Here is a 21961-nt window from a genome sequence, read left to right as displayed (position 1 = left end):
TGAATCACAACCAGCGCAGCAAGCGGTGCCACAGGCGGCGGCGCACGTGCGCTTCGCCGGGCAGGGGCTGGGCTCGGGAGGGTGTGATCGGCCCGGGTTCGCCCACCGGCACGGGTTCCGGGCACGCAACCCGTGACCAGGCGAGATGGGCTTGGGAATGACCGCCGTCCGGTGGCATCAGATGGGTGAGGCGCGGCAATTGCACGGTCGGATCGTCCAGATCCCGGCGGAGTTGATTGCAGAACTGCTCGACCGAGCCGTAGCGATCGACGATCTCCTCGACCAGCAGGGCCGCCGACGGAGTTGCCGTGATCAGTTTGCCGCTCACCGTTCTCCTCACCTCACAGCCCGGACACGATCTGCCGCATACCGGGCCGAACCGTCAATGTCTGCGAATAACCCCCAACACATCCACGGCGAGCCGGGGATATCGGAATCGCTCTCGCTCGAGCTGACCGGACCCCACCGTGGTGATCGTTCCGCACCGGAGCCTAGTCAGAAACGCCGATATCCGCAAACTTCCCGCGCGCTGGTCGGTGGCCCGAAAATACCTGGAGTCCAGTCGTTTTCGAATGGTAGTGTTGGTGTGTTCGGGCATCGGGGGCGGGTCGTGAGCAAGCCTCAGCAAATATTGAGCACATGCTTGGTCGTCGACCGCCCGGGTGTCGCTGCGGGGAATCGGGCGCCGGAATTCTTCGGCGATCCTCGGGAATATCGGGGGAGGGCCGCCGGGTTGCCGATGGGGGTGAAGCGTAGGTGGTGCGCGGAAAGCGGAAGGATACCCCCAAGGTGTGCAGGTCAACGGTGGGATAGGCTGGATCGGTCATGATGTCGGCTTTCCCGGGTCCGGTCGCAGCGGCGCCCAAGACGGTCTACCTCGATCACGCGGCCACGACACCCATGTTCCCGGCCGCCGTCGAGGCGATGACGGCTGTGCTCGGCACGGTCGGTAACGCCTCGTCCCTGCACGGGTCCGGCCGCACCGCACGCCGACTGCTGGAGGAGGCGCGTGAGTCGGTCGCCGCCGATCTCGGGGCGCGTCCCTCCGAGGTGATCTTCACCTCCGGCGGTACGGAAAGCGACAACCTCGCGGTCAAGGGCATCTTCTGGGCCCGTCGCGACGCCGATCCGCGCCGCACCCGCATCCTGGTGAGTTCGGTCGAACACCATGCCGTGCTCGACGCGGTGGACTGGTTGCAGCAGCACGAGGGCGCGCAGGTCACCTTGCTCGACGTCGACGCGGAGGGCGTCGTCTCGCCGGGGGCGCTACGCGCAGCGCTGTCCGCGCACGCCGACGACACCGCCCTGGTCAGCGTGATGTGGGCCAACAACGAGGTCGGCACGATCGAGCCGATTCTCGAATTGGCTTCCGTCGCACAGGAATTCGACATCCCGATGCACAGCGACGCGGTGCAGGCGGCGGCCCAGCTGCCCATCGATTTCGCGACGAGCGGCTTGGCCGCGGCCAGTTTCGCCGGACACAAGGTCGGCGGTCCGCACGGATGCGGTGTCCTGCTGCTGGGCCGGCAGGTGGGCTGCGTCCCGCTGCTGCACGGCGGCGGCCACGAGCGGGATCTGCGATCGGGCACCTCGGATGTGCCGGCCGCGGCCGGAATCGCTGCGGCGCTGCGGGAGACCGTACGGGAAATGCCCGCGCGCACAGTGGAATTGGTCGACCTGCGCGACCGTCTGATCGCCGGTGTGCGCGACGCGATTCCCGGTGCCGTCCTCAACGGCGCCACCGGCGATCGGCGCCTGCCCGGGAACGTCCACTTCACCTTCCCCGGCTGCGAGGGCGATTCCCTGCTGATGCTGCTCGACGCCGCCGGAATCGAGTGCTCGACCGGGTCGGCGTGCAACGCCGGGGTGGCCGCGCCGAGCCATGTACTGCTCGCGATGGGTGTGGAGCCGCGGCAGGCGCGCGGTTCCCTGCGGTTCTCACTCGGCCACACGACGACCGTGGCCGAGATCGACAGAGTGTTGGAAGTTCTGCCGTCCGTGGTGGAACGGGCCGAAGCGGCCGGACTGGCCGGTGCGAAGGGAGGTTCGCGATGAGAGTGCTGGCAGCGATGAGTGGCGGCGTCGATTCCGCCGTGGCCGCCGCGCGTGCGGTCGACGCCGGCCACGAGGTGGTCGGGGTGCACCTGGCCCTGTCGGCCACCCCCGGAACGCTGCGCACCGGATCGCGCGGCTGCTGTTCCAAAGAAGACGCCGGCGATGCGCGCCGCGCCGCCGACGTACTCGGAATCCCGTTCTACGTCTGGGATTTCGCCGACCGCTTCAAAGAGGACGTGATCGACGACTTCGTCGCCGCGTACGCGGCCGGTGAGACGCCGAATCCGTGCCTGCGCTGCAACGAGAAGATCAAGTTCTCGGCGCTGGCCGACCGTGCCGCCGCGCTGGGTTTCGATGCCGTGGTGACCGGCCACTACGCGCAGCTGTCCGACGGTGTGCTGCGCCGCGCCGTCGACGCCGACAAGGATCAGTCCTATGTGCTGGCCGTGCTCACCGCCGACCAGCTGTCGCGGGCGATGTTCCCGGTCGGTGACACCCCGAAGCCGCGTATCCGCGAGGAGGCCGCCGAGCGTGGTCTCGCTGTCGCGAACAAGCCCGACTCGCACGACATCTGCTTCATCCCCTCCGGCGACACCCGCGCATTCCTCGGCGCCTCGATCGGCGTGCGCCCCGGCGCCATCGTCGACAGCGACGGCCGCAAACTGGCCGATCACGAAGGCGTGCACGGATTCACGATCGGCCAGCGCAAGGGGCTCGGGCTGCCCGGCCCCGCCGCGGACGGCCGGCCCCGCTACGTCACCGAGATCGATCCCGATTCCGGCACGGTGCAGGTGGGACCCGCCGAGGATCTGAATGTGTGGACCGTGCATGCGGATCGAGCCGTCTGGACCTCCGGCGAAGTACCGGCCGCACCGTTCGACTGCATCGTGCAGGTGCGGGCGCACGGCGGGATCGCGCCCGCGATCGTGGAGGCGGTCGACGGCGGGTTGATCGCCCGGTTGCGCCGGCCGCTGACCGGTGTGGCGCGCGGACAGGCCGTGGTGGCGTACCTACCGGATCCACTGGGGGACAGGGTGATCGGCAGCGGCACCATCAGCGGCACCGGCCGTGAGCGCGCCGACGAAGCCGGGAAGCTGGTCGCGGACTCGGTGCTGTGACGCCGGTCGTGCCCCGATCGCGGTAGCCGGACGGTCGACCGATCCGGGCCGGTGTGGTCCGCGGACGCGCAGCACGCCGATCGGCCTGCGACCACGGGCGTCGAGCCGGTTTGGGAAGATGCGTCAGCCGGGTCGGTCGATCCGTCGTCACCGGCGCAAACCATCGAGAACGGGTGACACACGTGAGTGACAACGAATCCGGCGACCGGCGGGGAATACCCACAGGCGTGGCTACCGGTGTCGGCTCCTGGCCGGGGACTGATCCGCGCGAAGCCGCCGCCACCATTGTCGGTGAGTTGCCCGCGCTTGCCCACCTGCCCGAATTGCCCGCTCGCGGTGTGGGTTCGGATATGGTCGGGCGCGCCTCGGCGCTGCTGGTCGACATGCAATTCGACACCACCACTCGGGGATATCGCCTGTCCGCCCGCCCGGGGTCGACCGCGCGCCGCGCACACGATCTGCTCCGTACCGATCTGGACGCTCTCGAAGAGATCTGGGAGACAGCGGGTCTGACGGGAACCGGCCGTACCGTCAAGGTGCAGTCGGTCGGCCCGCTGACGCTGGCGGCGCACCTCGAACTGGCGAACGGTCATCGCGTTCTCACCGATTCCGGTGCGGTACGCGATCTGACGGAGTCCCTGGCCGAGGGACTGCGCAATCATGGCGCCGAGGTCGGCAAGCGGCTCGGCGCGGATATCGTCGTGCAACTGGACGAACCGTCGCTGGGTGCCGTTTTGGAGGGCAGTCTGCGCGGGGCCAGCGTCCTGAATACCGTGCGCGCGGTTCCCGAACCGGAGGCGCTGTCCATCCTCGACACGGTCGTGACCGCCCAAACCGGTCCGGTGCTGATCCACTGCTGCGCCGCGCCACCGCCGCTACCGTTCCTGCGCGGAAGTGCCGCTGCCGCAATCGGTTTCGATATGACCACCGTCGCCACCGGCAATCTCGACGCCATCGGTGAACTCCTCGACGCCGGCAAATACCTCGCCGTGGGCCTGGTACCGACGAGTGCTCCGCCGACCCCGCCGAGCTGGCGAGGGCTCGCCGAGCCCGGCGTGCGTCTGGTCGACCGCCTCGGCTTCCCGCGCCGCACGCTCACCGACCGCATCCTGGTCACACCCACTTGCGGCCTGGGCGCCGCGCCACTGACCTGGGCCCGCCGCGCCCTCGACCTGTCCCGCGAGGTGGCCCGCGCCTACGCCGACGACCCGGAGTCCCTCACCTTCGAATAGGGCGCGGTGGGGCCTCTTCGATCACAATCCTGCCGATGGCCCCGGGTTCGGATGGCCGATCTGCCAGTGCTGCGGCTTACCCGGTGGATAGGCGACCGGCAGATCTTCGCCGGGGAACGGCCACTGGTTGACATCCCACGCGAAGCGCCCGTACACGGTCTCGGCGGGCACGCTCGGGCCGGACAGCGTGCCGGTGATCGTCACGAACTGCTCGCCCTGGCCGGCCGGACGCGGGCTCACGCCGGTGATGCGCAGCGTCCCGGCCTCCAGCTGGGCGCGCTGGAATCCACCGAAACGGCCTCGGCCGCGGAAGTTCATCAACAGCGCGACCAGCGCGCCGGCGATCAACACGATGAACACGATCTGCAGCAGCATGCCTCCATGCTAGGCGGACAAACGGGACAGCCTCGAGTGCCGCCGGTCGCATGGCTCAGTTCGAGGTGATCTCGCTGGTGCCGGTCGAGGTGCGGCGCACCTGCCACACCTTGGTGCGCCGGGACTGCGATCGCCCGTTGCCGCGGTCGATCAGGGTGCGGTTACGAGTGGTGAAGATCAACTGCGCGCCCCGGGAGTTGGTCTCCGGATTCTGGAACAGCTGAATCACACGGTCGGCGGTGTCGCCGGTGAGATGGCTGTCGATATCGTCGACCGCCAGGACCCGGCCGGTGTCGAGCGCGTCGAGGACGGTCGGCAGCAGCCGCAGCAGGGCCAGGGTGGCGGTGGATTCGTCGGCGATGTCGAAGGCGGCGTCGATGCCCTCGTGGACCACCCCGAGCCCGACCCCGCGGCGGGCGACCATCCGCGCGTAGAGGGTGTCGCGGGCCGCGCGTAGATTGCTCAGTTCGCGCTCGAGGGCGACGGGTTCCACACCGAGGGTTTCGCGCACCTGCAGCGCATGTGCCGGCGATGCGGCGCAGGCATCCAATTCCTTTGCCATACCGGCGATTTCACCGTCGATGTCGCGCAGGTAGTCCGCGTACATCGGATCGTTCTCGGCCAGCAGCAGATCTTCGATGCCCAGTTCGGCCGAGCGCAGCAGCATCAGCAGCCGTGCGGCGTTGTCCGCGGAGCGGGAGATGTGGCCGCCGAGGCGCTCGGCGATGCGGTGCGGGTCGGCGGGCCCGCGCTGGACGTCGAGCTGGGCGGAGAACCAGCGATAGGCGGGTACCAGCGCCTCGGCATACATCTGCCCGGTCAGGCTGAGCAGCAGCGCATTCGGCCGCACCAGCGGCACGAGAGCGCTGATGCCGAAGCGAACCGGTTCGAACATCGGCCCGATCCGGATCTGTTCGCCCTCGCGCTCGAAGATGATGCGTTTGCGGTTGTGCGGATGCGTATGCAGCCATTCGGCGGTGACATCGGCATTGTCGAGGCGGAACCCGTAGGTGTAGGGCGTGCCCTCCGCGACGAAGGTGGCGGCGAATTCCGAAGGCCGATCGGCGAATCCGAGATGCGGTGTGCGCACCGGTCCGGCGTAGGGATCCCAGCCGGTCACCGAATGCAGGACCGCGTCGCGCATATGGGCCAGTGCGTCGACGAGACCGGATTTGCCACTGGCGGCCGCGCCGTGCACGGCGGTGACGGGCGCGGGCAGCGCTCCGGCCCGGCTCGAGACCAGGCGGAGCTCCTGTGGTTCGGCCAGGGATCGGTGATTGGTCACCTGAAAACTACGCAGCACCCGAGCCATCCTGCCGTCCGCCGTGCGGCGCCGCGACATCAGGTGCGATGTTGCCTCCGGTACAGCGAGGCCAGACAGACCGCGAGGGTGCAGATCTCGGCGACGACGGCGATCATCGCCTGCGGTGCCGGCTGCCAGCCGATTTCGGTGAATCCGAACAGCCCGATCGTCCGCGACAGCACGAAGCCGCCCAGGGCGGCGGCGCTGAGCACCGCAGCCGCCGCGCGCAGGGTCCAGGGGCCGATGAGAACCAGTGCGGCCAGCGCGAAGGCGGCGGCGGCCTGGATGGCGAACGACGGGCCCACGTATTCGATGTAGCGGTAGCCGCGTCCATAGAGTTGGGTGTGCACGACACCGGTGGTGACGAGTCCGGCGCTGATCGCCACGCGCGAGAGAAACCGCGACCGGGCGGGAGAGATCGTGGTCATCGCAGTGTCTGCTCCTTGATCGCGAGCAGCTGCCGGCCCTGCTGGTAGCTCACTTCCCGGATTCCCAGTGCGTCGTGCAGTTTTCCGGCCGGCAACGTCACCGGTTTGGGCGCGGGCCCGTCGCCGGGATGTGGCAGGGGATAGGCGGTGGTCGTCCCGCTGAAGAAGGTGATGTTTCCCTCGGTCTTGGTGAAGAGTTGATGCACATGGCCGTTGAGGCAGGTGACCGAGGAGAAGCGCCGCAGCAGGTTCAGGACCTGCGCGGCATCGTCTGTGCCCCAACCCCATTGGGGATACATGGCGAACAGCGGAATGTGGCTGAAGACGATGATCGGTGTGTCTGCGGACAATCCCGCCACATCGTTGCGGACGAAGTCGATCTGGTCCTGCCCGAGATGACCCAGGTTCTGCGCGTGGAGCGTATTGACCAGGCCGATGACGTGCACGCCCGCGATATCGAAGCTGTACCAGCCGTCACCGCGGGTGCCCTGTCCGAACACGTCGCGGTATCGCTGTCCGCCGTCGTCGGTCGAATCGTGTTCACCGGGCACGGTGAAGATGTGCGGCGTGGACAACCCGGACATCATCTGGCGGACCTGATCGAATTGCGCGGGCGTGGCCAGATGTGTCAGGTCCCCGGTGTGGATGACGAAATCCGGTGTGTACCCGAGCGCATCGACCTGAGCGATCGCCTCGGTGAAGGTGTCGGTGACATTCGCGTTGGCGGTGCCCTGGAATCCGATGTGGCTGTCGCTGATCTGCGCGAAGCGCAGGGTGGGACGTTCGGATGTGGCCGGGGCCGCGCCCGCCACATGGGAGATGACCTCGCCCCCGACCACGGTCAGTCCGACCGCCGCGCCGAACCAGGCGCTGTGGCGGAGCAGTTGCCGCCGGGTCATGGTGTGCGGGTCACGCGGATCGGTGTGCTGCGGATGTTGTTCGGTCACGGGGTCACCACCACGGTCGCGTGCATGAAGGGATGGATCGAGCAGAAGTAGGCGAAGGTGCCCGGCTGGGCGAAGGTGAAGCTGAACGTGGCCCCCGTGCCCATTCCGGGGGAGTGGAACGAGCCGTCGCGCGCCACCACCGTATGCGGTTCCTCGTCGCGATTGGTCCAGGTCACGGTGGTGCCCGCCTTCACGCTCACGGTCTGCGGGCCGAAGGCGAAATTATCGATGGTGACGGCGTTCGGGCCGGCGGCGACGGCCGGCGTCCGGGGTGTGCTCGACATTCCCGGCATGTCCGGCATCGGTGCGGGTGCGCCCGGGGTCATGCCCAGGCCGGGGTCGTCGGAGCGGACGGTGGGAGCGGGTGGGCTCGTGCCCTTGTCGGCAGTTGTCGCGCAGGCCGTCAGCGTCATGACGCCCAGGGCGGCCATCGCGGCGGCGGTGCGATTCAGAACGAGGTGTCGGTGCATCGGATCCGGCCTCCATCCGGTTCCCGCGGAGTGCGGGGCTTCACCGATAGATAGGTGACCGGGTTACAGACCGAGGTCGATATTCAGTTCCGAGGCCGCCCGCAGCGCCCGATGCTGCAGCACCTTCGCATTGGCCACGCTGATCGCGAGTGCGGCGGCCGATTCGCGCACCGACAACCCCTGCAGGAAACGAAGTTCGAGAATCCGGCGGTAGCGTTCGGGCAGTTCGCTCAATACCGCGCGCACGTGCTCCGGCGCGCGGGACTCGGCGGAATCGATTGGCGCCGAACCGGTCTCGTCCGGAATATCATCGTCGATGATCGTGATCTCCCGGCCCATCCGCACTCGCCAGTGCCCGGCGAGCACGGTACGGGCGGTGCTCCGCAGATAGGCGCGCACCTCGGCGACGCTCGCGGTGATCCGCAGCGGCTTCAACGCGGCCACGAACACCTCCGCGGTGAGATCCTCCGCATCCGGTGTGTTGCCGACCTTCGAGAAGATCAGCCCGTAGACCCAGCCGACATTGTCCCGGTACACCTCTTCCCAGCTGGGATAGCGATCCTGCGGTACCAGCCGCAGCTCGCGGCGTCCGGGCTCCTCCGGCGACCGCGACCCGGCCGTGGATCGCCCTGCCATCCCAACCACCCTCCTGCAGCCCGGTGACGCACGCGCCTGTCAGGGATAGATACGGGGTGTGGTTACACGCGGTTCGGCGCGCACGCCGTCACGCCGGTTTCTCCGGTGCGAACACCTCGATCGAGCCGTTCGATTCACGAACCTGCAGCCGCGGCAGGGGAGCCGGCGTGCGGGGCAGTTCGTGGGTCACGACCTCGCCCTCGAAACCGAAGGAGGTCGAGTGGCACGGGCAGCGCAGGCGCGCCGCGGCGGCGTCCAGCCACAACTTGCACCCCTGGTGGGTGCAGATTCCCGACAGCGCGTAGACGACCCCGCCGCGGCGGCGGAGGAAGCCGTTGACCGCGCCGAGCTCGAACGGCGCGGTTGCCCCGTCCGGAAGTTCGGTGCTGGCGAGGACCGGTTGCCAGGTGCCGTGCGACGGTACGAGCGTCTGCTGTGCGGCGGGAACTTTCGGCTCGCCGGATCCGCTCAGCAGCGTGTGGTCGATCACCCCGCCCGCCGCGGCCGCGGCGGCCACCGAGGTGCCGATCAGCACGGTGCGCCGGGTGGGACGCCGGGTGCGCGCACCCGTATCGGCGGCGGGCTCGTCGAGGTCCTCGGCCAGGCGATGGTGCAGCCGGGCGATGAACTCCTCGTCCGGGCTGCCCGCACCGGTCCGGGCCGACCGCAGCGCGATCGCGGCGCGGATCTGGGCGGCGTCGTCATCGTCGGGCCGGAAACCGCGCGGGCTGCGGCCGGCCAGGATGTCGTCGACGTAGCGCTCCACGTCTTTGCTGCTCACAGCGAGCCTCCTGATCCGGGACGGGCGGCCGATCGCAACGCCAGACGCTGGCGTGCCTCGGCCTCGGGAACGCTGACACCGAGCCGCGCCGCGGTGTCCTGTATCGAAAGTCCTTGCAGGAAGCGCAATTCGAGGATGCGCCGATAGGGCTCCGGCAGTTCGGCGAGCAGATCACCGACCGCCGCGGCCGGTGTGGCCGAGGTGGTGGCGGGCGACTCGGCGTCGATCGCGGTGATTTCCCGGCCCACCCGTGAGAGCCAGTAGCGGGCCAGCACCGAGCGCGCGGTATCGCGCAGCAGCGCGGGAATCCGCGACGGTTCCGCATCGAGGGGGGAGGCCCCGATGGGCGATGCTTCCAGCGCTGTCATGAACACCTCCGTCGTCAGCTCCTCGGCGTCGGGCGCGGCGCCCACCTTCGCGAGCATCAGCGCGTACACCCAGTCGACATTGCCGTGGAAGATCTCCTCCCAGTCGGCGTGGTCGTCGCGGGACGGCGGCGCCGGTGTGGGCGCCGGCTCGGGCTGCCCGCTCATCTGCCGCCGCCCTCCTCTCCGATGTCGCCGCGCTCGATGCGGCCCGATCCGGGGCCGATCGGGTCTGCGGAGACCGTGCCTGCCGAGAACTGTGCCGCCATCAATTAGATAGCAGGGCGGTTACACACACCACCGGTTACGCGCCACGCGTCGGATCGAGTGCGGCGGCGCGTAACCACCACCCCTATCTGCAGGTACCACGACTGCGAGGAGTGAAGAACATGAACGTGGCATTCGGTGTGCAGTGCGCACGAGTCGCGGCGGCCGGCGTCGCTCTCGCCGGTGCGATCGCGGCGGCGGCCCCTGGTGACGCTGCCGGGCCGTTCGCCCGCGAGGTCGTCGAACCGGTTGCCGCGCAATGCCTCTGGGCCGACACCGCGCATCCGCGCGGAGACGTCGTCACCGCGGGTGGGTGGAGTTACCGCTGCGGTACCGACGCCGCCGGCGCGGCGCGGTGGATCCGCGGGGCGGCGGCCCCCGGTCCGAGTACGGTGCCCAATCCGGGTGCGGCGACTGCGCCCGCCGGGAATTTCAGTGCGGGAGCCCGGCAACCCGGAACCGAATACACCGACTACTGCGTGGGCGACCAGCTGATCGAAGGACGCGACAACGTCTACGAGGTCGCCGCGAGCGGAGACGGTCTGCTGTTCTGGCGGCCGGTCACGGCCGCGGATTCGTGGGCCTTCGACCCCGGCACCCACCGGGCGCCGCCGTCGGCGCGCGGTTCGAGCCTCTGCCGGGACAGTCAACTCCTCTGAATTCGGGGCCGCCGGGGTACATGGGCCTCGGCACATCGGCGAGTGAACGACCGGCGCGCGGGTAATCGCTCTGCCGAGCGGAGTTGTCGCGATGCCGCGCCCCTAGGGCCCGGCGGTCGCGAGGGCTTCGGTGCGAAAAGTGCGGCGGCCGACGGCGAAGTTCGCCCGGTTCGTGTCGGTGGGACGCGAATCGGCGCGATCTCCGTAAGGTCGCCGGTGTCGACGAAAGGGGCCCTCCGGGATGTTCGAGCGGGTAGTGCAGAAGTCGGTGGAGACCTTCGTGCGGGCGGGGACGGGGGTGCAGGAGCCGCTGGCGGCCAAGTACGTCCACCGGCTACGACGCAAGCATCCGGAGCGCACGCCGGAGGACATCGAGACCGGTCTGCGGTGGCGCTATCTGGGCGCGGTGACCGTCAGCGGCACACTCGCGGGTCTGTCGGCCGCGGTGCCCGGCGTGGGCACGATCATCGGGCTGGCGGCCAGCGGCGTGGAATCGGTCTTCTTCATGGAGGCCTCGGCGTTCTACGCGGTCTCGGTGGGGGAATTGCACGGGATGCGCGCGATGCCGCAGCAGCAGCGCCGGGCGCTCGTGGCGGCGGTGGTCCTGGGTGAGGGCGGGGCGCAACTACTCGGGAAGGGTGCCGGGCAGTCGGCCAAGGATTGGGCCTCGGCGGTGGCGGACAAACTTCCGGTGGTTCGCTCGATCGACAACCCGATGGCGCGCAAATTCATCGTCGGCTTCATCGCCAAGCGCGGAGCGTTGCTGTTCGGCCGGGTGCTGCCCGCCGGTCTCGGTGCGATCATCGGCGGCACCGGTAACTACGCGATGGGCCGGGCGGTGCTCGCGAACGCGGATCGCACCTTCGAATCGGCGCCCCCGTCCTGGCCGGACGACGTCCGGGCCGCCGTGAACGCCTGATTCCGACGTGCCCGATCGGTCCACGAGCATGTCGGTGGGCTGGGCTAATGTGCCAGAGGTGAGCGAAACCGGGATCGAGGACGCACGTGCCGCCGAGGCGGCCGACGCCGCCCAGGCGGCGACGGCCGATGAGCGCACCGAATGGCAGCAGCTGGCCGAGCAGGTCCGCGAACACCAGTTCCGGTACTACGTGCGCGATGCGCCGATCATCTCCGACGGCGAGTTCGACGCGCTGTTCCAGCGGCTGCTGGCGTTGGAGGAGGCGCATCCGGACCTGCGTACGCCCGATTCGCCGACGCAGCTGGTCGGCGGCGGCTTCGCCACCGAATTCACCGCGGTCGACCATCTCGAGCGCATGCTCTCGCTGGACAACGTGTTCGACGAGGACGAGATGCGCACCTGGATCAGCCGGGTGGTCGCCGAAACCGGCGCCGATACGCACTTCGTGTGCGAGGTGAAGATCGACGGTGTGGCGCTGAACCTCGTCTACGAGAACGGCCGCCTGGTGCGCGGCGCCACCCGTGGTGACGGCCGCACCGGTGAGGACGTCACCCTCAACGCGCGCACGATCGAAGACATCCCCGAACAGCTCACGCCCACAACGGAATTCCCGATTCCGGAACTGCTCGAGGTTCGTGGTGAGGTGTACTTCCGGCTCGAGGACTTCGAGAATCTGAACGCGGCAATCGTCGCCGAGGGCAAGCCGCCGTACGCGAATCCGCGCAACACCGCCGCCGGATCGCTGCGGCAGAAGGATCCGGCGGTCACCTCCCGGCGCCGGCTGCGCATGATCTGTCACGGCTTCGGCCGGATGGTCGGATTCAGCCCGTCCTCGCAGTACGAGGCGTATCAGGCGCTGGCGGCCTGGGGGCTGCCCGTCTCGGCGCACACCGTGCGCGTGCAGGGGGCCGAGGCGGTGGTCGAGCGCATTCGCTACTGGGGCGAGCACCGCCACGACATCGAGCACGAAATCGACGGCCAGGTGATCAAGGTCGACGAGTTCACCCTGCAACGCCGCCTCGGCAGCACCTCGCGCGCCCCGCGCTGGGCCATCGCCTACAAGTACCCGCCCGAGGAGGCCACCACCCGCCTGCTCGACATCCAGGTCAACGTCGGCCGCACCGGCCGGGTCACGCCGTTCGCGGTGATGGAACCGGTGACCGTCGCCGGTTCCACGGTCGCGATGGCGACGCTGCACAACGCCTCGGAGGTCGAGCGCAAGGGTGTGCTGATCGGCGATACCGTCACCATCCGCAAGGCCGGCGATGTCATTCCCGAGGTGCTCGGCCCGGTGGTCGACGTGCGCGACGGCAGCGAACGGCGCTTCGTCATGCCCACCCACTGCCCGGAATGCGGCACCGAACTCGCTCCCGCGAAGGAGGGCGATGCCGATATCCGGTGCCCGAACCAGCGGCACTGCCCCGCGCAGCTGCGGGAGCGGGTGTTCCACATGGCCGGGCGCGGCGCCTTCGATATCGAGGCGTTGGGTTACGAGGCGGCGATCGACCTGCTGAAGTCGGGCGCGATCTCGGACGAGGGCGACCTGTTCGACCTGAACGAGGAGAAACTGCTCGGCACAACGCTTTTCGTCAACAAGAGCGGCACGCTCTCGGCCAACGGCAAACGCCTGCTGCAGAATCTGGACACCGCGAAGGACCGTCCGCTGTGGCGGGTGCTGGTGGCCTTGTCCATCCGCCACGTCGGCCCGACCGCGGCGCGCGCCCTGGCGGCCGAGCTGGGCAGTATGGCTGCGATCGAGGAGGCGTCGGCCGAGGCGCTGGCGGCCGTCGACGGCGTCGGCCCGACCATCGCGGCCGCGGTGAAGGAATGGTTCACCGTCGACTGGCACCGCGCCATCGTCGAGAAGTGGCGTGCGGCCGGGGTGCGGATGGAGGACGAGCGCGACACATCCATCGAACGCAACCTCGAGGGGCTGTCGATCGTGGTCACCGGCTCCCTGCAAGGGTTCTCCCGCGACGAGGCCAAGGAAGCGATCCTGATGCGCGGCGGCAAGGCGGCCGGATCCGTCTCGAAGAAAACGGCTTTCGTGGTGATCGGTGACGCCCCGGGGACCAAGGCGGCCAAGGCGGAGGAACTCGGTGTGCCCATTCTCGACGAGGACGGGTTCCGCACGCTCTTGGCGGAGGGGCCCGATGCGGTGCGGCCGGAGTCCGATACCGAGGACGAATCGGACTGAGCATGGATCAGTGGGATACGCGGGTGCGGATTCGCCGCGCCCGCACGGACGATTTCGCGGCGATCGCACAGCTGACGGTCGACACCTACGTCGGCGAGGGGCACGTGCATCCCGAAAGTCCCTATGTGGCCGAACTTTCCGACACCGAGACCAGAGCGCGCGAAGCCGAGGTCCTCGTCGCCGAGCGCGACGGAGACCTGCTGGGTTCATTGACCATCGCGCGGCCCGGCACCCTGTACGCGGATATCGCGCGGGCGGGTGAACTGGAGTTCCGCATGCTCGCGGTCGCCAAGCGCGCCCGCGGCGCCGGCGTCGGCACCGCCCTGGTCCGCACCGTCGTCGAGACGGCCCGGGCGGAGAACTTCGCCGCCGTCGTGTTGACAACGATGCCCGGGATGGCCGACGCCCGGCGCATCTACCAGCGGATGGGTTTCGGTCATGTGCCGGAACGGGATTGGCACACCGACGCCGGGCTGCCGCTCACCGTCATGCGGCTGGCACTCACGCCCGGCGCGTAGGACCGGACGGCGCGACGCGAGCAGGAGCCGCTACCCCAGCTCCTGTTCGCCGAAGGCGCTGCGCCGCAACCGGTTCAGCTCAGTACGGTGGCGACGATGCCCGCCAGATAACCCAGCCGCGCGACCTCGGACGGACGGAAATCCGGTCCGCCGGGGCGGCCGAGCAGCAGCGCCTTACCGGTGTTGCCGAGTGGGGCGGCCGCCAGTTTGGTGTCCATGTCCCGCCAGATCTGCGGGACCCAGTCGGCCTCGGGATCGAGGGCCGTCGGCTTCTCGAGCGGCATCCACGGCACACTGCCGGCCTGCGTCTCGGGTGCGCTGGCGCTGCCGACCAGACGCTGGCCGCCGCCGTGCGGCCCCAGGTCCATCACGGTGCTCCATCCGACCTGCAGGACGCGCGGGACGCCGTCGACCAGCACCTGCAGCCGGTCGTCGCGCGCGGTGGCGACCTGGTCGATCAGCTCCAGTTCGCGATGGGTGTCGAGAATGCCGGAATAGGGACGCAGCGAATCGACCCGCACATCGGCGAGCGATTCGGCCGCGGTGATCAGGGTGTCGGGCAATGCGCCCGACGGAACTTCCACCACCAGATCGTCGATCGCATATCCTGCGCCGCGTTCGACGACATCCAGCGAGAGGATGTCGGCGCCGACGGAGCCCAGCGCTACTGCGAGTGAACCGAGACTTCCTGGGCGATCCGGAAGCTGCACGCGAAGCAGATATGACACGTGCTTGCCTTCCTTTCCTGTGCGACCGAGACTTTCGGACGTATACCCGAGTCTCGCAATACTTACACCCACTGCTTCCAGCAAACGATTCGAAGCCGGGGCAGTGAGGTACGCCACATCCATTGTCGGCCGAACCCCCGGTGCCGTGCCAGTGCTGTTCCGATGACGTTGTGATGTCAACCTTGTTTCCGGCGCGCACCGCAACGATCAGCGCAGCCCGACCGTGACCGGATGGCTACAAAGCGCACCCATTAGGCTGTGTTGTCCGAGCCTAATGGGGAGGCCCTGCGTGGTTACGCATCCGCTGCCGCCTCCGGGCCTTGACCCCATTAGGCTGTCCCATGCGCAGCGCCCTGCGCCATCGACACGCACCAACCTGCCGAAAGGGGATTCGCGGTGTCCGCCATCTCCCGCGACGAGGTCGCACACCTCGCCCGGTTGTCCCGGCTCGCCCTCACCGACGAAGAGCTCGATCTGTATGCCGGTCAGCTGGATTCGATCCTGAGTCACGTGCAGGTCATCACCGAGGTCGCCGCCGACGTACCGGCCACCGCGTCGCCGAACCCGACCGCCAACGTCACCCGCCCGGATGTGGTCGTCCCCGGGCTCAGCCCGGACGAGGCGCTGTCCGGCGCTCCCGCGGTCGACGAGCAGCGGTTCATGGTTCCGCAGATCCTGGGAGAAGGCGAGTGATGAGCGGCGATCTGACGAAACTGTCCGCGGCCGAGCTGGCGGAGAAGATCCACGGCCGCGAGGTGTCCTCGGTGCAGGTCACCGAGGCGCATCTGCAGCGCATCGCCGAGGTCGACGGTGAGCTGAACGCCTTCCTGCACGTGGCCGGCGAGCAGGCGCTGGCGACCGCCGCCGAGGTCGACGCCGCGATCGCCGCGGGCACCGTGGCCTCGCCGCTGGCGGGAGTTCCGTTGGCGCTCAAGGACGTTTTCACCACCACGGACATGCCGACCACCTGCGCGTCGAAAATTCTCGAGGGCTGGGTGTCGCCCTACGACGCGACCGTGACGGCCAAGCTGCGCGCCGCCGGCATCCCGATCCTGGGCAAGACGAACATGGACGAGTTCGCGATGGGTTCGTCCACCGAGAACTCCGCCTACGGCCCGACCCGCAACCCGTGGGACACCAGCCGCATCCCCGGCGGATCCGGCGGCGGTTCGGCGGCGGCCCTGGCCTCGTATCAGGCGCCGCTGGCGATCGGCACCGACACCGGCGGTTCCATCCGTCAGCCCGCCGCGGTCACCGCGACCGTCGGTACCAAGCCGACCTATGGCACCGTGTCCCGCTACGGCCTGGTCGCCTGCGCGTCGTCGCTGGACCAGGGCGGCCCGTGCGGTCGCACCGTGCTCGACACCGCGTTGTTGCACGAGGTGATCGCCGGTTACGACCCGAAGGACTCGACCTCGCGTGACGTGCCGGTTCCGGCGCTCGTGGAGGCCGCTCGCGCCGGTGCGCGCGGCGATCTGGCCGGGGTACGGGTCGGCGTGGTCAAGGAGCTGCATTCCGACAGCTACCAGCCGGGTGTGCTCGCCTCCTTCGACGCGGCGGTGGCGCAGCTGAAGGATCTGGGCGCCGAGGTGGTCGAGGTGTCGTGCCCGCACTTCGAATACGCGCTGGCGTCCTACTACCTGATCCTGCCGAGTGAGGTGTCGTCCAACCTGGCTCGGTTCGACGCCATGCGGTACGGCCTGCGCGTCGGCGACGACGGCAGCCACTCCGCGGAGCAGGTCATGTCGCTGACCCGCGAGGCGGGCTTCGGCCCGGAAGTCAAGCGCCGCATCATGATCGGCACCTACGCGCTCTCGGCCGGCTACTACGACGCCTACTACGGTCAGGCGCTGAAGGTGCGGACCCTGATCGCGCAGGACTTCGACAAGGCCTACGAGAGCGTCGATGTGCTGGTCTCGCCGACCAGCCCGTTCACGCCGTGGAAGCTGGGGGAGAAGGTGAACGATCCGCTGGCGATGTACCTGTCGGACCTGTGCACGCTCCCGACCAACCTGGCCGGGCACTGCGCGATGTCGGTGCCTTCGGGACTGTCCGCCGACGACGGCCTGCCGGTGGGCCTGCAGATCATGGCGCCGGCGCTGGCCGACGACCGGCTCTACCGCGTGGGCGCCGCCTACGAGGCCGCGCGCGGTCCGATCGCCTGAGCGCAGCCGATCGGCGGGCTCGTTCCCGCCCGGAAGCGGCGGTGCGGCGGCGGACCGAGGAGGTCACGCCGCCGCGCCGATCGGCCGGTTACGGCCGCGGCCACGGGCGGCCGTCGAGCCGCTCGATATCGGTGTTGAAGCGCTGCAGATAGTCGGCGAAACGCGCGACGTCGTCGGGTGACCAGCCCTCCAGAACGCGGCCCAGCCCTTCGATATTGGCGTCGCGTTCGGCGTCGAGGCTCTCCTCGCCGGCCGGTGTGATGCGGAACTTGCGGGCCATCCCGCCCTCAGGATCGGGGATCCGCTCGACATGTCCGGCGCGCAGCAGCGCCGCGGTCTGGCGGTTCAGCGTGGAGGCGTCGAGGCCGAACGCGTCGCTGAGCTGACCGATCGACATCGGGCCCTCGATGGCGAGCCGGCTGAGCAGCAGGTAGGCGCTGCGATCGAGGCGGGTGCCGTCGCGGCGATAGCGCGGGTGAATGGTGTAGCGGCCGAGCAGCATGGTCTCGAATTCCACCAGATTCGTGGGCTTGTCCATGCCGTCCTTCCGCCGATTTACAGTTCTGACCTGCGAGAACCGGTATAGCACACGGTGGGGGCCGGGTGGGCACGGTGGTCGGCTGGGGGGAGCCGATGCCGTGACCGCCCCGGCCGCCGTCATCGACATCAGCAACTCCCGAGCGCGGTGCCCTGATCCGATCCGTAGCGGTGGCCGTGGCCGGGGCCCGGGGCGAGGGCGGAGAGCATATCGGCGGTGGTCTGCACCCAGCTCAGCCCCGGGAGCCACATCGGGTGTGGTGCGTCGTGGCGGGTCCCGGTGAGATCGGGTGCGCGCCACAGCAATCGCGGCGACCACTGCACCACCGGATCGGAGGAGTTGGCGAGGACGGTCGCGCCGCCGCGGTGCACCGCCGACGCCGGTGGGCCCGCCCACAGCGCGGCGCAGACCCGGGCGCTTTCGTCGCGATCGTCGGCGAAGATCGCGCTGCCGGCGGTCGCGCCCAGGCTCTGCCCGTACACATAGAGCTTCGGTGGATGGGCCAGGCCGGCCAGGTGTCGCTCGATGCCGGTGAACAGGGCCCGTGCCGAGCGCTCGGCGTCGGCCCGGGCGAACAGGAAGGTCGCCCAGCTGGGCGCCTGCGAATACTGCATGCCGACCAGCGTCGCGTCGCCGTCGAACCGCTCGTCCAGGCCGCGGGCGGCGCCGGCGTCGAGCCACCCCGATCCGGTCGGCACCATCACCACGAGGTGCCCGCGATCGAATCCGCCGGACCGCTCGATCTCCCGAACGGCCAGGGCGACACGGGAATCGAGATCCGGTGCGGAATCCATGCCGATGTACACGCGGACCGATCGGCCGCGTTCGGCGACGAATTTGCGCCCCTCCGCTCCGAGCGAGGCCCAGCTCACCGCCGATTCCGGACTGCCCGAGCGGGTGTAGGAAACCGGCCGCACCACCGTCGGGTCCATGGCGGCGTCGGCCGAGGCGAATGCCGACCGCTGCCAATCCACGACGGCCGGAAGCAGGGCGAACTGGCAGGCCAGGACGGTGGCAGTGACCAGTGCCGCCGCTCGCAGGCGCCCCACATACCGTGCCGCCCAGCGCAATCCGCGCAGGATGAGCACGATCGGAACGACCACCGCGACGACGCCGATCGCCCAGTGCAGCCAGTACCGCACACCGACCGGCGGAAAATCCATCGCCGCCCGCAGCCGATTCTGCCAATACCAGGCGTGGGTGAGCGCGGCACCGGCCACGGCACAGCATGCGATCACGATCGCAGTCCGGAACCGCCTCGTTCGCGCCTCCGTGTCGATCGCCCAGTGTCCCAACACCTTCCGGCCGAGACCGGCCACACCCAGCGCGATGAGCACCAGCAGGGCGGTCAGCAACGCCTGCGCGACCGAGGTGCGAGGAAGCAGTCCCGGCGCCAGCGACGCGGAAATACCCGCCGCCGAGGCCACCAGGGTGCCGGTCCGGGGCTTGCCGATGGTGGCGAGGCGGCGGACAACCGCGCGGAGTGCATTACGCGCCCGCTCGAAAGAGTGGGAAGACGGTGTTGTGCCGGTCGTCCCGCCGGGCGACGGTGGTGCGAAACATGTGCCCGGCGTCGTTGTCTTTCGTCGGCCGCTCGCCGGTTGTGTTCGCGAAATCTCTCGTCGTGCACCCGGACGCCGCAACGGTGAAAGTTCCAGCGCCGTAACGGCCGGCCGCGCCTGTTCCGGCGCCCATGCGCCGCCTCCCGCTGCCACTGTCGCCGGAGCGCCGAGCCACAGGCCTATCCCGTCGACACCTCGCACGGTAACGCTGCGTAGCTGAACAGCGTTGCGCGACAACCATTCGCGCGCCCCTCGTGCGGTCCGTGATGCCGCTGCACCGATGCGTGCGGGGAGAACGCGACCGTCGCGATTGCCGGTACTCCCACCCGAGCGCCGGTTCCACATGCGCCCGGCCGATGCGCCACGAGAATCCGACCACGGCGACCACCGAGTCGCCGGTGGCGCTGTGCATTGTCCTTCCCGACGCGGCCGGATGGTGCGGCGGACGATGGCGAACAACGCCGCCACCATCAGCAGCACCATGGCGAGCCGGGCGAGGACGTGAACCACCTGCGGGCCGAGATCCGTTCCGGACAGCTGTCGGCCGAACAGGTATTCGGGCATCGGCGCGGCGTAGTTCTGCCGGCGGGAGTTCAGATCCACCGCCGCGGTGGCGATGGACGCCATCGTGGCGCAGCGGGTGTGGGCGAGCAGATCGCCGCGGGTATCGCAGGCGGCGAACATGCGGGTTTCGAGGGCGTTGTCGATGGCCCGGCGCGCCCACGGGCCGAGGGGATGGCCGCGGACTTCGGCGTAGCGCAGCAGGTCGTAGCCGAGGTCGTGGGCCTTGCAGGCGGTGTCGAATTCGGCGGGTAGCGGAATCGGTGAGGAGCACTCACCGGAGGGGTCGACCGGCATACCGGCCAGCTGCACCGGCCGATACCCCTGTGTCGCAGCGAAATCCGCGGGAATCACCGCCAACTCCGGCCGGTCACCGGTCAGCGCCCGCACCGCGTCCCGCGCGCCCGTATTCTCCGGCGCGGGCCCGACCTCGGCCGCCCCCGCCCCCGGAGACAACGAGACGAGTCCCGCGATCAGCGCCGCGACAACGGCAACGAATGCGAGGAGCGCGCGCAACTTCCCACGCCGCCAATGCTTTTCGCTGTTCCCGCGCCTTCCGGTCCGACCCGGCATGGCGGGTGACGACTTGCCGTCGTGCCCGTGCCCGTGCCCCGCCCGATGGCCGTCGCGGCCCGGCCCGGCGTCGACCACCGTGGTCCCGCTGTCCCCGCGCGGCGTCCCACCCGCATCCGCAATATCGCTCATAGCGGTCGAAGGTAGGAATCGGGGACCGGCGCACACCTCCCGCTGCGGATCGATTTCGGTACCGCTACCGGGGTGCGCGCGTGCAGCGGTGTCATACCGGGGTAGGGGGTGGGATGTCGAACCCGGGGGTGAGGACGGATCGCCGGCGACTTCCTAGGCTCGTCACCATGACACGGGCGATACGAGTGGCGCGGCAGGCGCGGGCGGCGGCGCGAACTCCGGGCCGCGCGCGGCTGTGGTTCGACATGGCGACGGTGGTGGTCGTGGGAACGCTGTTCGCGGTCGGCTGGCCCACCCTGCACCTCACCCACCAGGTGCCGGCCGGCGCACAGCCGTTCATCGCCGCGCTGGCCGTATTCCCGCTGGCACTGATCCGCGTCAATCCGGCTCTGGGCTGGGCCATCTCCGCCGGCGCGGCCTTGCTGATGGCGCTGGCCATCCCCCATCAGCCGGGTAACGACCTGCCGTTCCAGGTCGTCCACATCCTGGTGCTGTTCACGCTGCTGTTCGCGGTGGCGGTGCGAGCGCCGATGCAGATCGTGCTGATCGCCTGGATCGCGTCGTCACTGCTGTTCGCGACCACCATGGCCGGAACCAGCTCGTTCGCCGAGGCGGGGTTCGGCTGGCCGCTGGCGATGACCGGACTGGTCGGATTCGGTCTGCTGGTGCGCTGGTTGGTGCTGTCGCGGCAGGCGCTGGTGCGGCAGGAGGAGCAGAACGAACTGGAACGGGCTCGCCGCGCGATCCTCGAGGAGAAGGCCCGCATCGCGCGCGATCTGCACGATGTGGTCGCCCACCACATGTCGATGGTCGTGGTGCAGGCGCAGACCGCGCCCTACCGGGTGCCGGACGTCTCCGAGGCGGCCCGCGCGGAATTCGATTCCATCGGGGCCTCCGCCCGGGAAGCGCTCAACGAGATCCGCAGCATGCTCGGCGTCCTGCGCAGCGACGGTCAGCTGCCCGAACACGCCCCGCAACCGGTCGCCGCCGACGTGATGGCGATGTTGGACGGGGTGCGTCGCGCGGGTGTGCACATCGACTGGACCATCGACGGTTCGCTGGCCGCGGTGCCCGATACCGTCGGCCTCGCGCTGTACCGGATCGTGCAGGAGTCGCTGTCGAACGTGTCCCGGCACGCGCCGGGTGCGGCGGTCACCGTGACCGTGACGGTGACCGCACAGGCGGTGGAGGTGCTGGTGGCCAACAACGCCGGGACGGGCGGGGCGCCGGTGGGGAGTTCGGACGGCAGCGGCATCTCCGGTATGCGGGCCCGGGCGGAATCCATCGGCGGCATGCTGGCCGCCGGCCCGCGCTCCGAAGGTGGCTTCCAGGTGTATGCGCGGTTACCGATCCACGTCGAGGAAGGAACCCTCGAGGCAGCCGCCGCGACCGCCCTGCCGGGCGCGCGGAACTGAGCCGGCCGTCGTGTAAG

General features: G+C 69.4%; 22 protein-coding genes. 10 read left to right on the top strand and 12 right to left on the bottom strand.

Annotation, left to right across the window (positions count from 1 at the left end):
* Window positions 1–4: 4 nt before the first annotated feature.
* Window positions 5–328, bottom strand: coding sequence for a hypothetical protein (locus tag NK1_RS08600; RefSeq protein ID WP_063008008.1), 324 nt, complete (start codon window positions 326–328; stop codon window positions 5–7).
* Between the two features lie 497 nt (window positions 329–825).
* Between NK1_RS08600 and NK1_RS08595 the strand changes: the two genes are divergently transcribed.
* The 3 genes from NK1_RS08595 to NK1_RS08585 all read left to right on the top strand — a co-directional run bounded on the left by NK1_RS08595 (window position 826) and on the right by NK1_RS08585 (window position 4405).
* Entirely contained in the window at window positions 826–2055 is a 1230-nt protein-coding gene (locus NK1_RS08595) for a cysteine desulfurase family protein (protein ID WP_063008007.1), read from the top strand.
* The gene (gene mnmA, locus NK1_RS08590) at window positions 2052–3173 is read left to right on the top strand and encodes a tRNA 2-thiouridine(34) synthase MnmA (RefSeq protein WP_063008006.1); all 1122 of its coding nucleotides are present in this window, start codon (window positions 2052–2054) and stop codon (window positions 3171–3173) included. Before NK1_RS08595 ends, mnmA begins: the two co-directional genes overlap by 4 nt.
* Before the next feature lie 182 nt (window positions 3174–3355).
* Entirely contained in the window at window positions 3356–4405 is a 1050-nt protein-coding gene (locus NK1_RS08585) for a methionine synthase (RefSeq protein ID WP_245660399.1), read from the top strand.
* A gap of 21 nt (window positions 4406–4426) precedes the next feature.
* On the opposite strand, the gene NK1_RS08580 is transcribed toward NK1_RS08585, so the two are convergent.
* From NK1_RS08580 to NK1_RS08545, 8 genes are all read right to left on the bottom strand, one after another.
* Window positions 4427–4780: a hypothetical protein gene (locus NK1_RS08580; protein WP_063008005.1), complete on the bottom strand. Its 354-nt coding sequence runs from the start codon at window positions 4778–4780 to the stop codon at window positions 4427–4429.
* 55 nt (window positions 4781–4835) lie between these two features.
* A complete protein-coding gene (locus tag NK1_RS08575; protein ID WP_063008080.1) occupies window positions 4836–6083 on the bottom strand; it encodes an AAA family ATPase in 1248 nt (415 codons plus the stop codon).
* 38 nt (window positions 6084–6121) lie between these two features.
* Window positions 6122–6511 (bottom strand): hypothetical protein, encoded by a 390-nt coding sequence (locus NK1_RS08570; RefSeq protein WP_063008004.1) that lies wholly within the window; start codon window positions 6509–6511, stop codon window positions 6122–6124.
* Window positions 6508–7410 (bottom strand): metallophosphoesterase family protein, encoded by a 903-nt coding sequence (locus tag NK1_RS08565; protein WP_063008079.1) that lies wholly within the window; start codon window positions 7408–7410, stop codon window positions 6508–6510. Before NK1_RS08565 ends, NK1_RS08570 begins: the two co-directional genes overlap by 4 nt.
* Window positions 7411–7454: 44 nt before the next feature.
* Window positions 7455–7784: a cupredoxin domain-containing protein gene (locus NK1_RS08560; RefSeq protein ID WP_374726666.1), complete on the bottom strand. Its 330-nt coding sequence runs from the start codon at window positions 7782–7784 to the stop codon at window positions 7455–7457.
* A 207-nt stretch (window positions 7785–7991) separates the two neighbouring features.
* Window positions 7992–8564, bottom strand: a complete 573-nt coding sequence (locus NK1_RS08555; protein ID WP_063008002.1) for an RNA polymerase sigma factor — start codon at window positions 8562–8564, stop codon at window positions 7992–7994.
* A gap of 88 nt (window positions 8565–8652) precedes the next feature.
* Window positions 8653–9345, bottom strand: coding sequence for a Rieske (2Fe-2S) protein (locus NK1_RS08550; protein ID WP_063008001.1), 693 nt, complete (start codon window positions 9343–9345; stop codon window positions 8653–8655).
* Entirely contained in the window at window positions 9342–9878 is a 537-nt protein-coding gene (locus NK1_RS08545) for an RNA polymerase sigma factor (protein WP_063008000.1), read from the bottom strand. The genes NK1_RS08550 and NK1_RS08545 overlap by 4 nt, the downstream gene beginning before the upstream one ends.
* 221 nt (window positions 9879–10099) lie before the next feature.
* Between NK1_RS08545 and NK1_RS08540 the strand changes: the two genes are divergently transcribed.
* The 4 genes from NK1_RS08540 to NK1_RS08525 all read left to right on the top strand — a co-directional run bounded on the left by NK1_RS08540 (window position 10100) and on the right by NK1_RS08525 (window position 14270).
* Window positions 10100–10636 (top strand): hypothetical protein, encoded by a 537-nt coding sequence (locus NK1_RS08540; protein ID WP_063007999.1) that lies wholly within the window; start codon window positions 10100–10102, stop codon window positions 10634–10636.
* 241 nt (window positions 10637–10877) lie between these two features.
* Window positions 10878–11555, top strand: coding sequence for a hypothetical protein (locus tag NK1_RS34290; protein WP_063007998.1), 678 nt, complete (start codon window positions 10878–10880; stop codon window positions 11553–11555).
* 58 nt (window positions 11556–11613) lie between these two features.
* Entirely contained in the window at window positions 11614–13752 is a 2139-nt protein-coding gene (ligA, locus tag NK1_RS08530) for an NAD-dependent DNA ligase LigA (protein WP_245660397.1), read from the top strand.
* A 2-nt stretch (window positions 13753–13754) separates the two neighbouring features.
* Entirely contained in the window at window positions 13755–14270 is a 516-nt protein-coding gene (locus tag NK1_RS08525; protein ID WP_063007997.1) for a GNAT family N-acetyltransferase, read from the top strand.
* A gap of 74 nt (window positions 14271–14344) precedes the next feature.
* Here the strand turns inward: NK1_RS08525 and NK1_RS08520 are convergent, their stop codons facing one another.
* A complete protein-coding gene (locus NK1_RS08520) occupies window positions 14345–14998 on the bottom strand; it encodes an ACT domain-containing protein (RefSeq protein WP_063007996.1) in 654 nt (217 codons plus the stop codon).
* A 396-nt stretch (window positions 14999–15394) separates the two neighbouring features.
* On the opposite strand from NK1_RS08520, the gene gatC reads away from it, so the two are divergent.
* Window positions 15395–15691, top strand: coding sequence for an Asp-tRNA(Asn)/Glu-tRNA(Gln) amidotransferase subunit GatC (gene gatC, locus NK1_RS08515; protein WP_036503944.1), 297 nt, complete (start codon window positions 15395–15397; stop codon window positions 15689–15691).
* Window positions 15691–17163, top strand: coding sequence for an Asp-tRNA(Asn)/Glu-tRNA(Gln) amidotransferase subunit GatA (gatA, locus tag NK1_RS08510; protein ID WP_063007995.1), 1473 nt, complete (start codon window positions 15691–15693; stop codon window positions 17161–17163). The genes gatC and gatA overlap by 1 nt, the downstream gene beginning before the upstream one ends.
* An 88-nt stretch (window positions 17164–17251) precedes the next feature.
* Here the strand turns inward: gatA and NK1_RS08505 are convergent, their stop codons facing one another.
* Both NK1_RS08505 and NK1_RS36170 read right to left on the bottom strand, forming a co-directional pair.
* A complete protein-coding gene (locus tag NK1_RS08505) occupies window positions 17252–17701 on the bottom strand; it encodes a MarR family winged helix-turn-helix transcriptional regulator (protein ID WP_063007994.1) in 450 nt (149 codons plus the stop codon).
* 128 nt (window positions 17702–17829) lie between these two features.
* On the bottom strand, window positions 17830–20529 hold the full coding sequence (locus NK1_RS36170) for an alpha/beta-hydrolase family protein (RefSeq protein WP_369689804.1): 2700 nt from the start codon (window positions 20527–20529) through the stop codon (window positions 17830–17832).
* A gap of 167 nt (window positions 20530–20696) precedes the next feature.
* Here NK1_RS36170 and NK1_RS08495 point away from each other — a divergent pair, with 167 nt between their 5' ends.
* Entirely contained in the window at window positions 20697–21944 is a 1248-nt protein-coding gene (locus NK1_RS08495) for a sensor histidine kinase (RefSeq protein WP_084460699.1), read from the top strand.
* The last annotated feature ends 17 nt before the right edge of the window (window positions 21945–21961 follow it).

Source organism: Nocardia kruczakiae NBRC 101016 (assembly GCF_001612965.1).
GTDB lineage: Bacteria > Actinomycetota > Actinomycetes > Mycobacteriales > Mycobacteriaceae > Nocardia > Nocardia kruczakiae.
The sequence above is the reverse complement of the archived record's forward strand: the minus strand, read 5'-3'. Positions and strand labels throughout refer to the sequence as shown.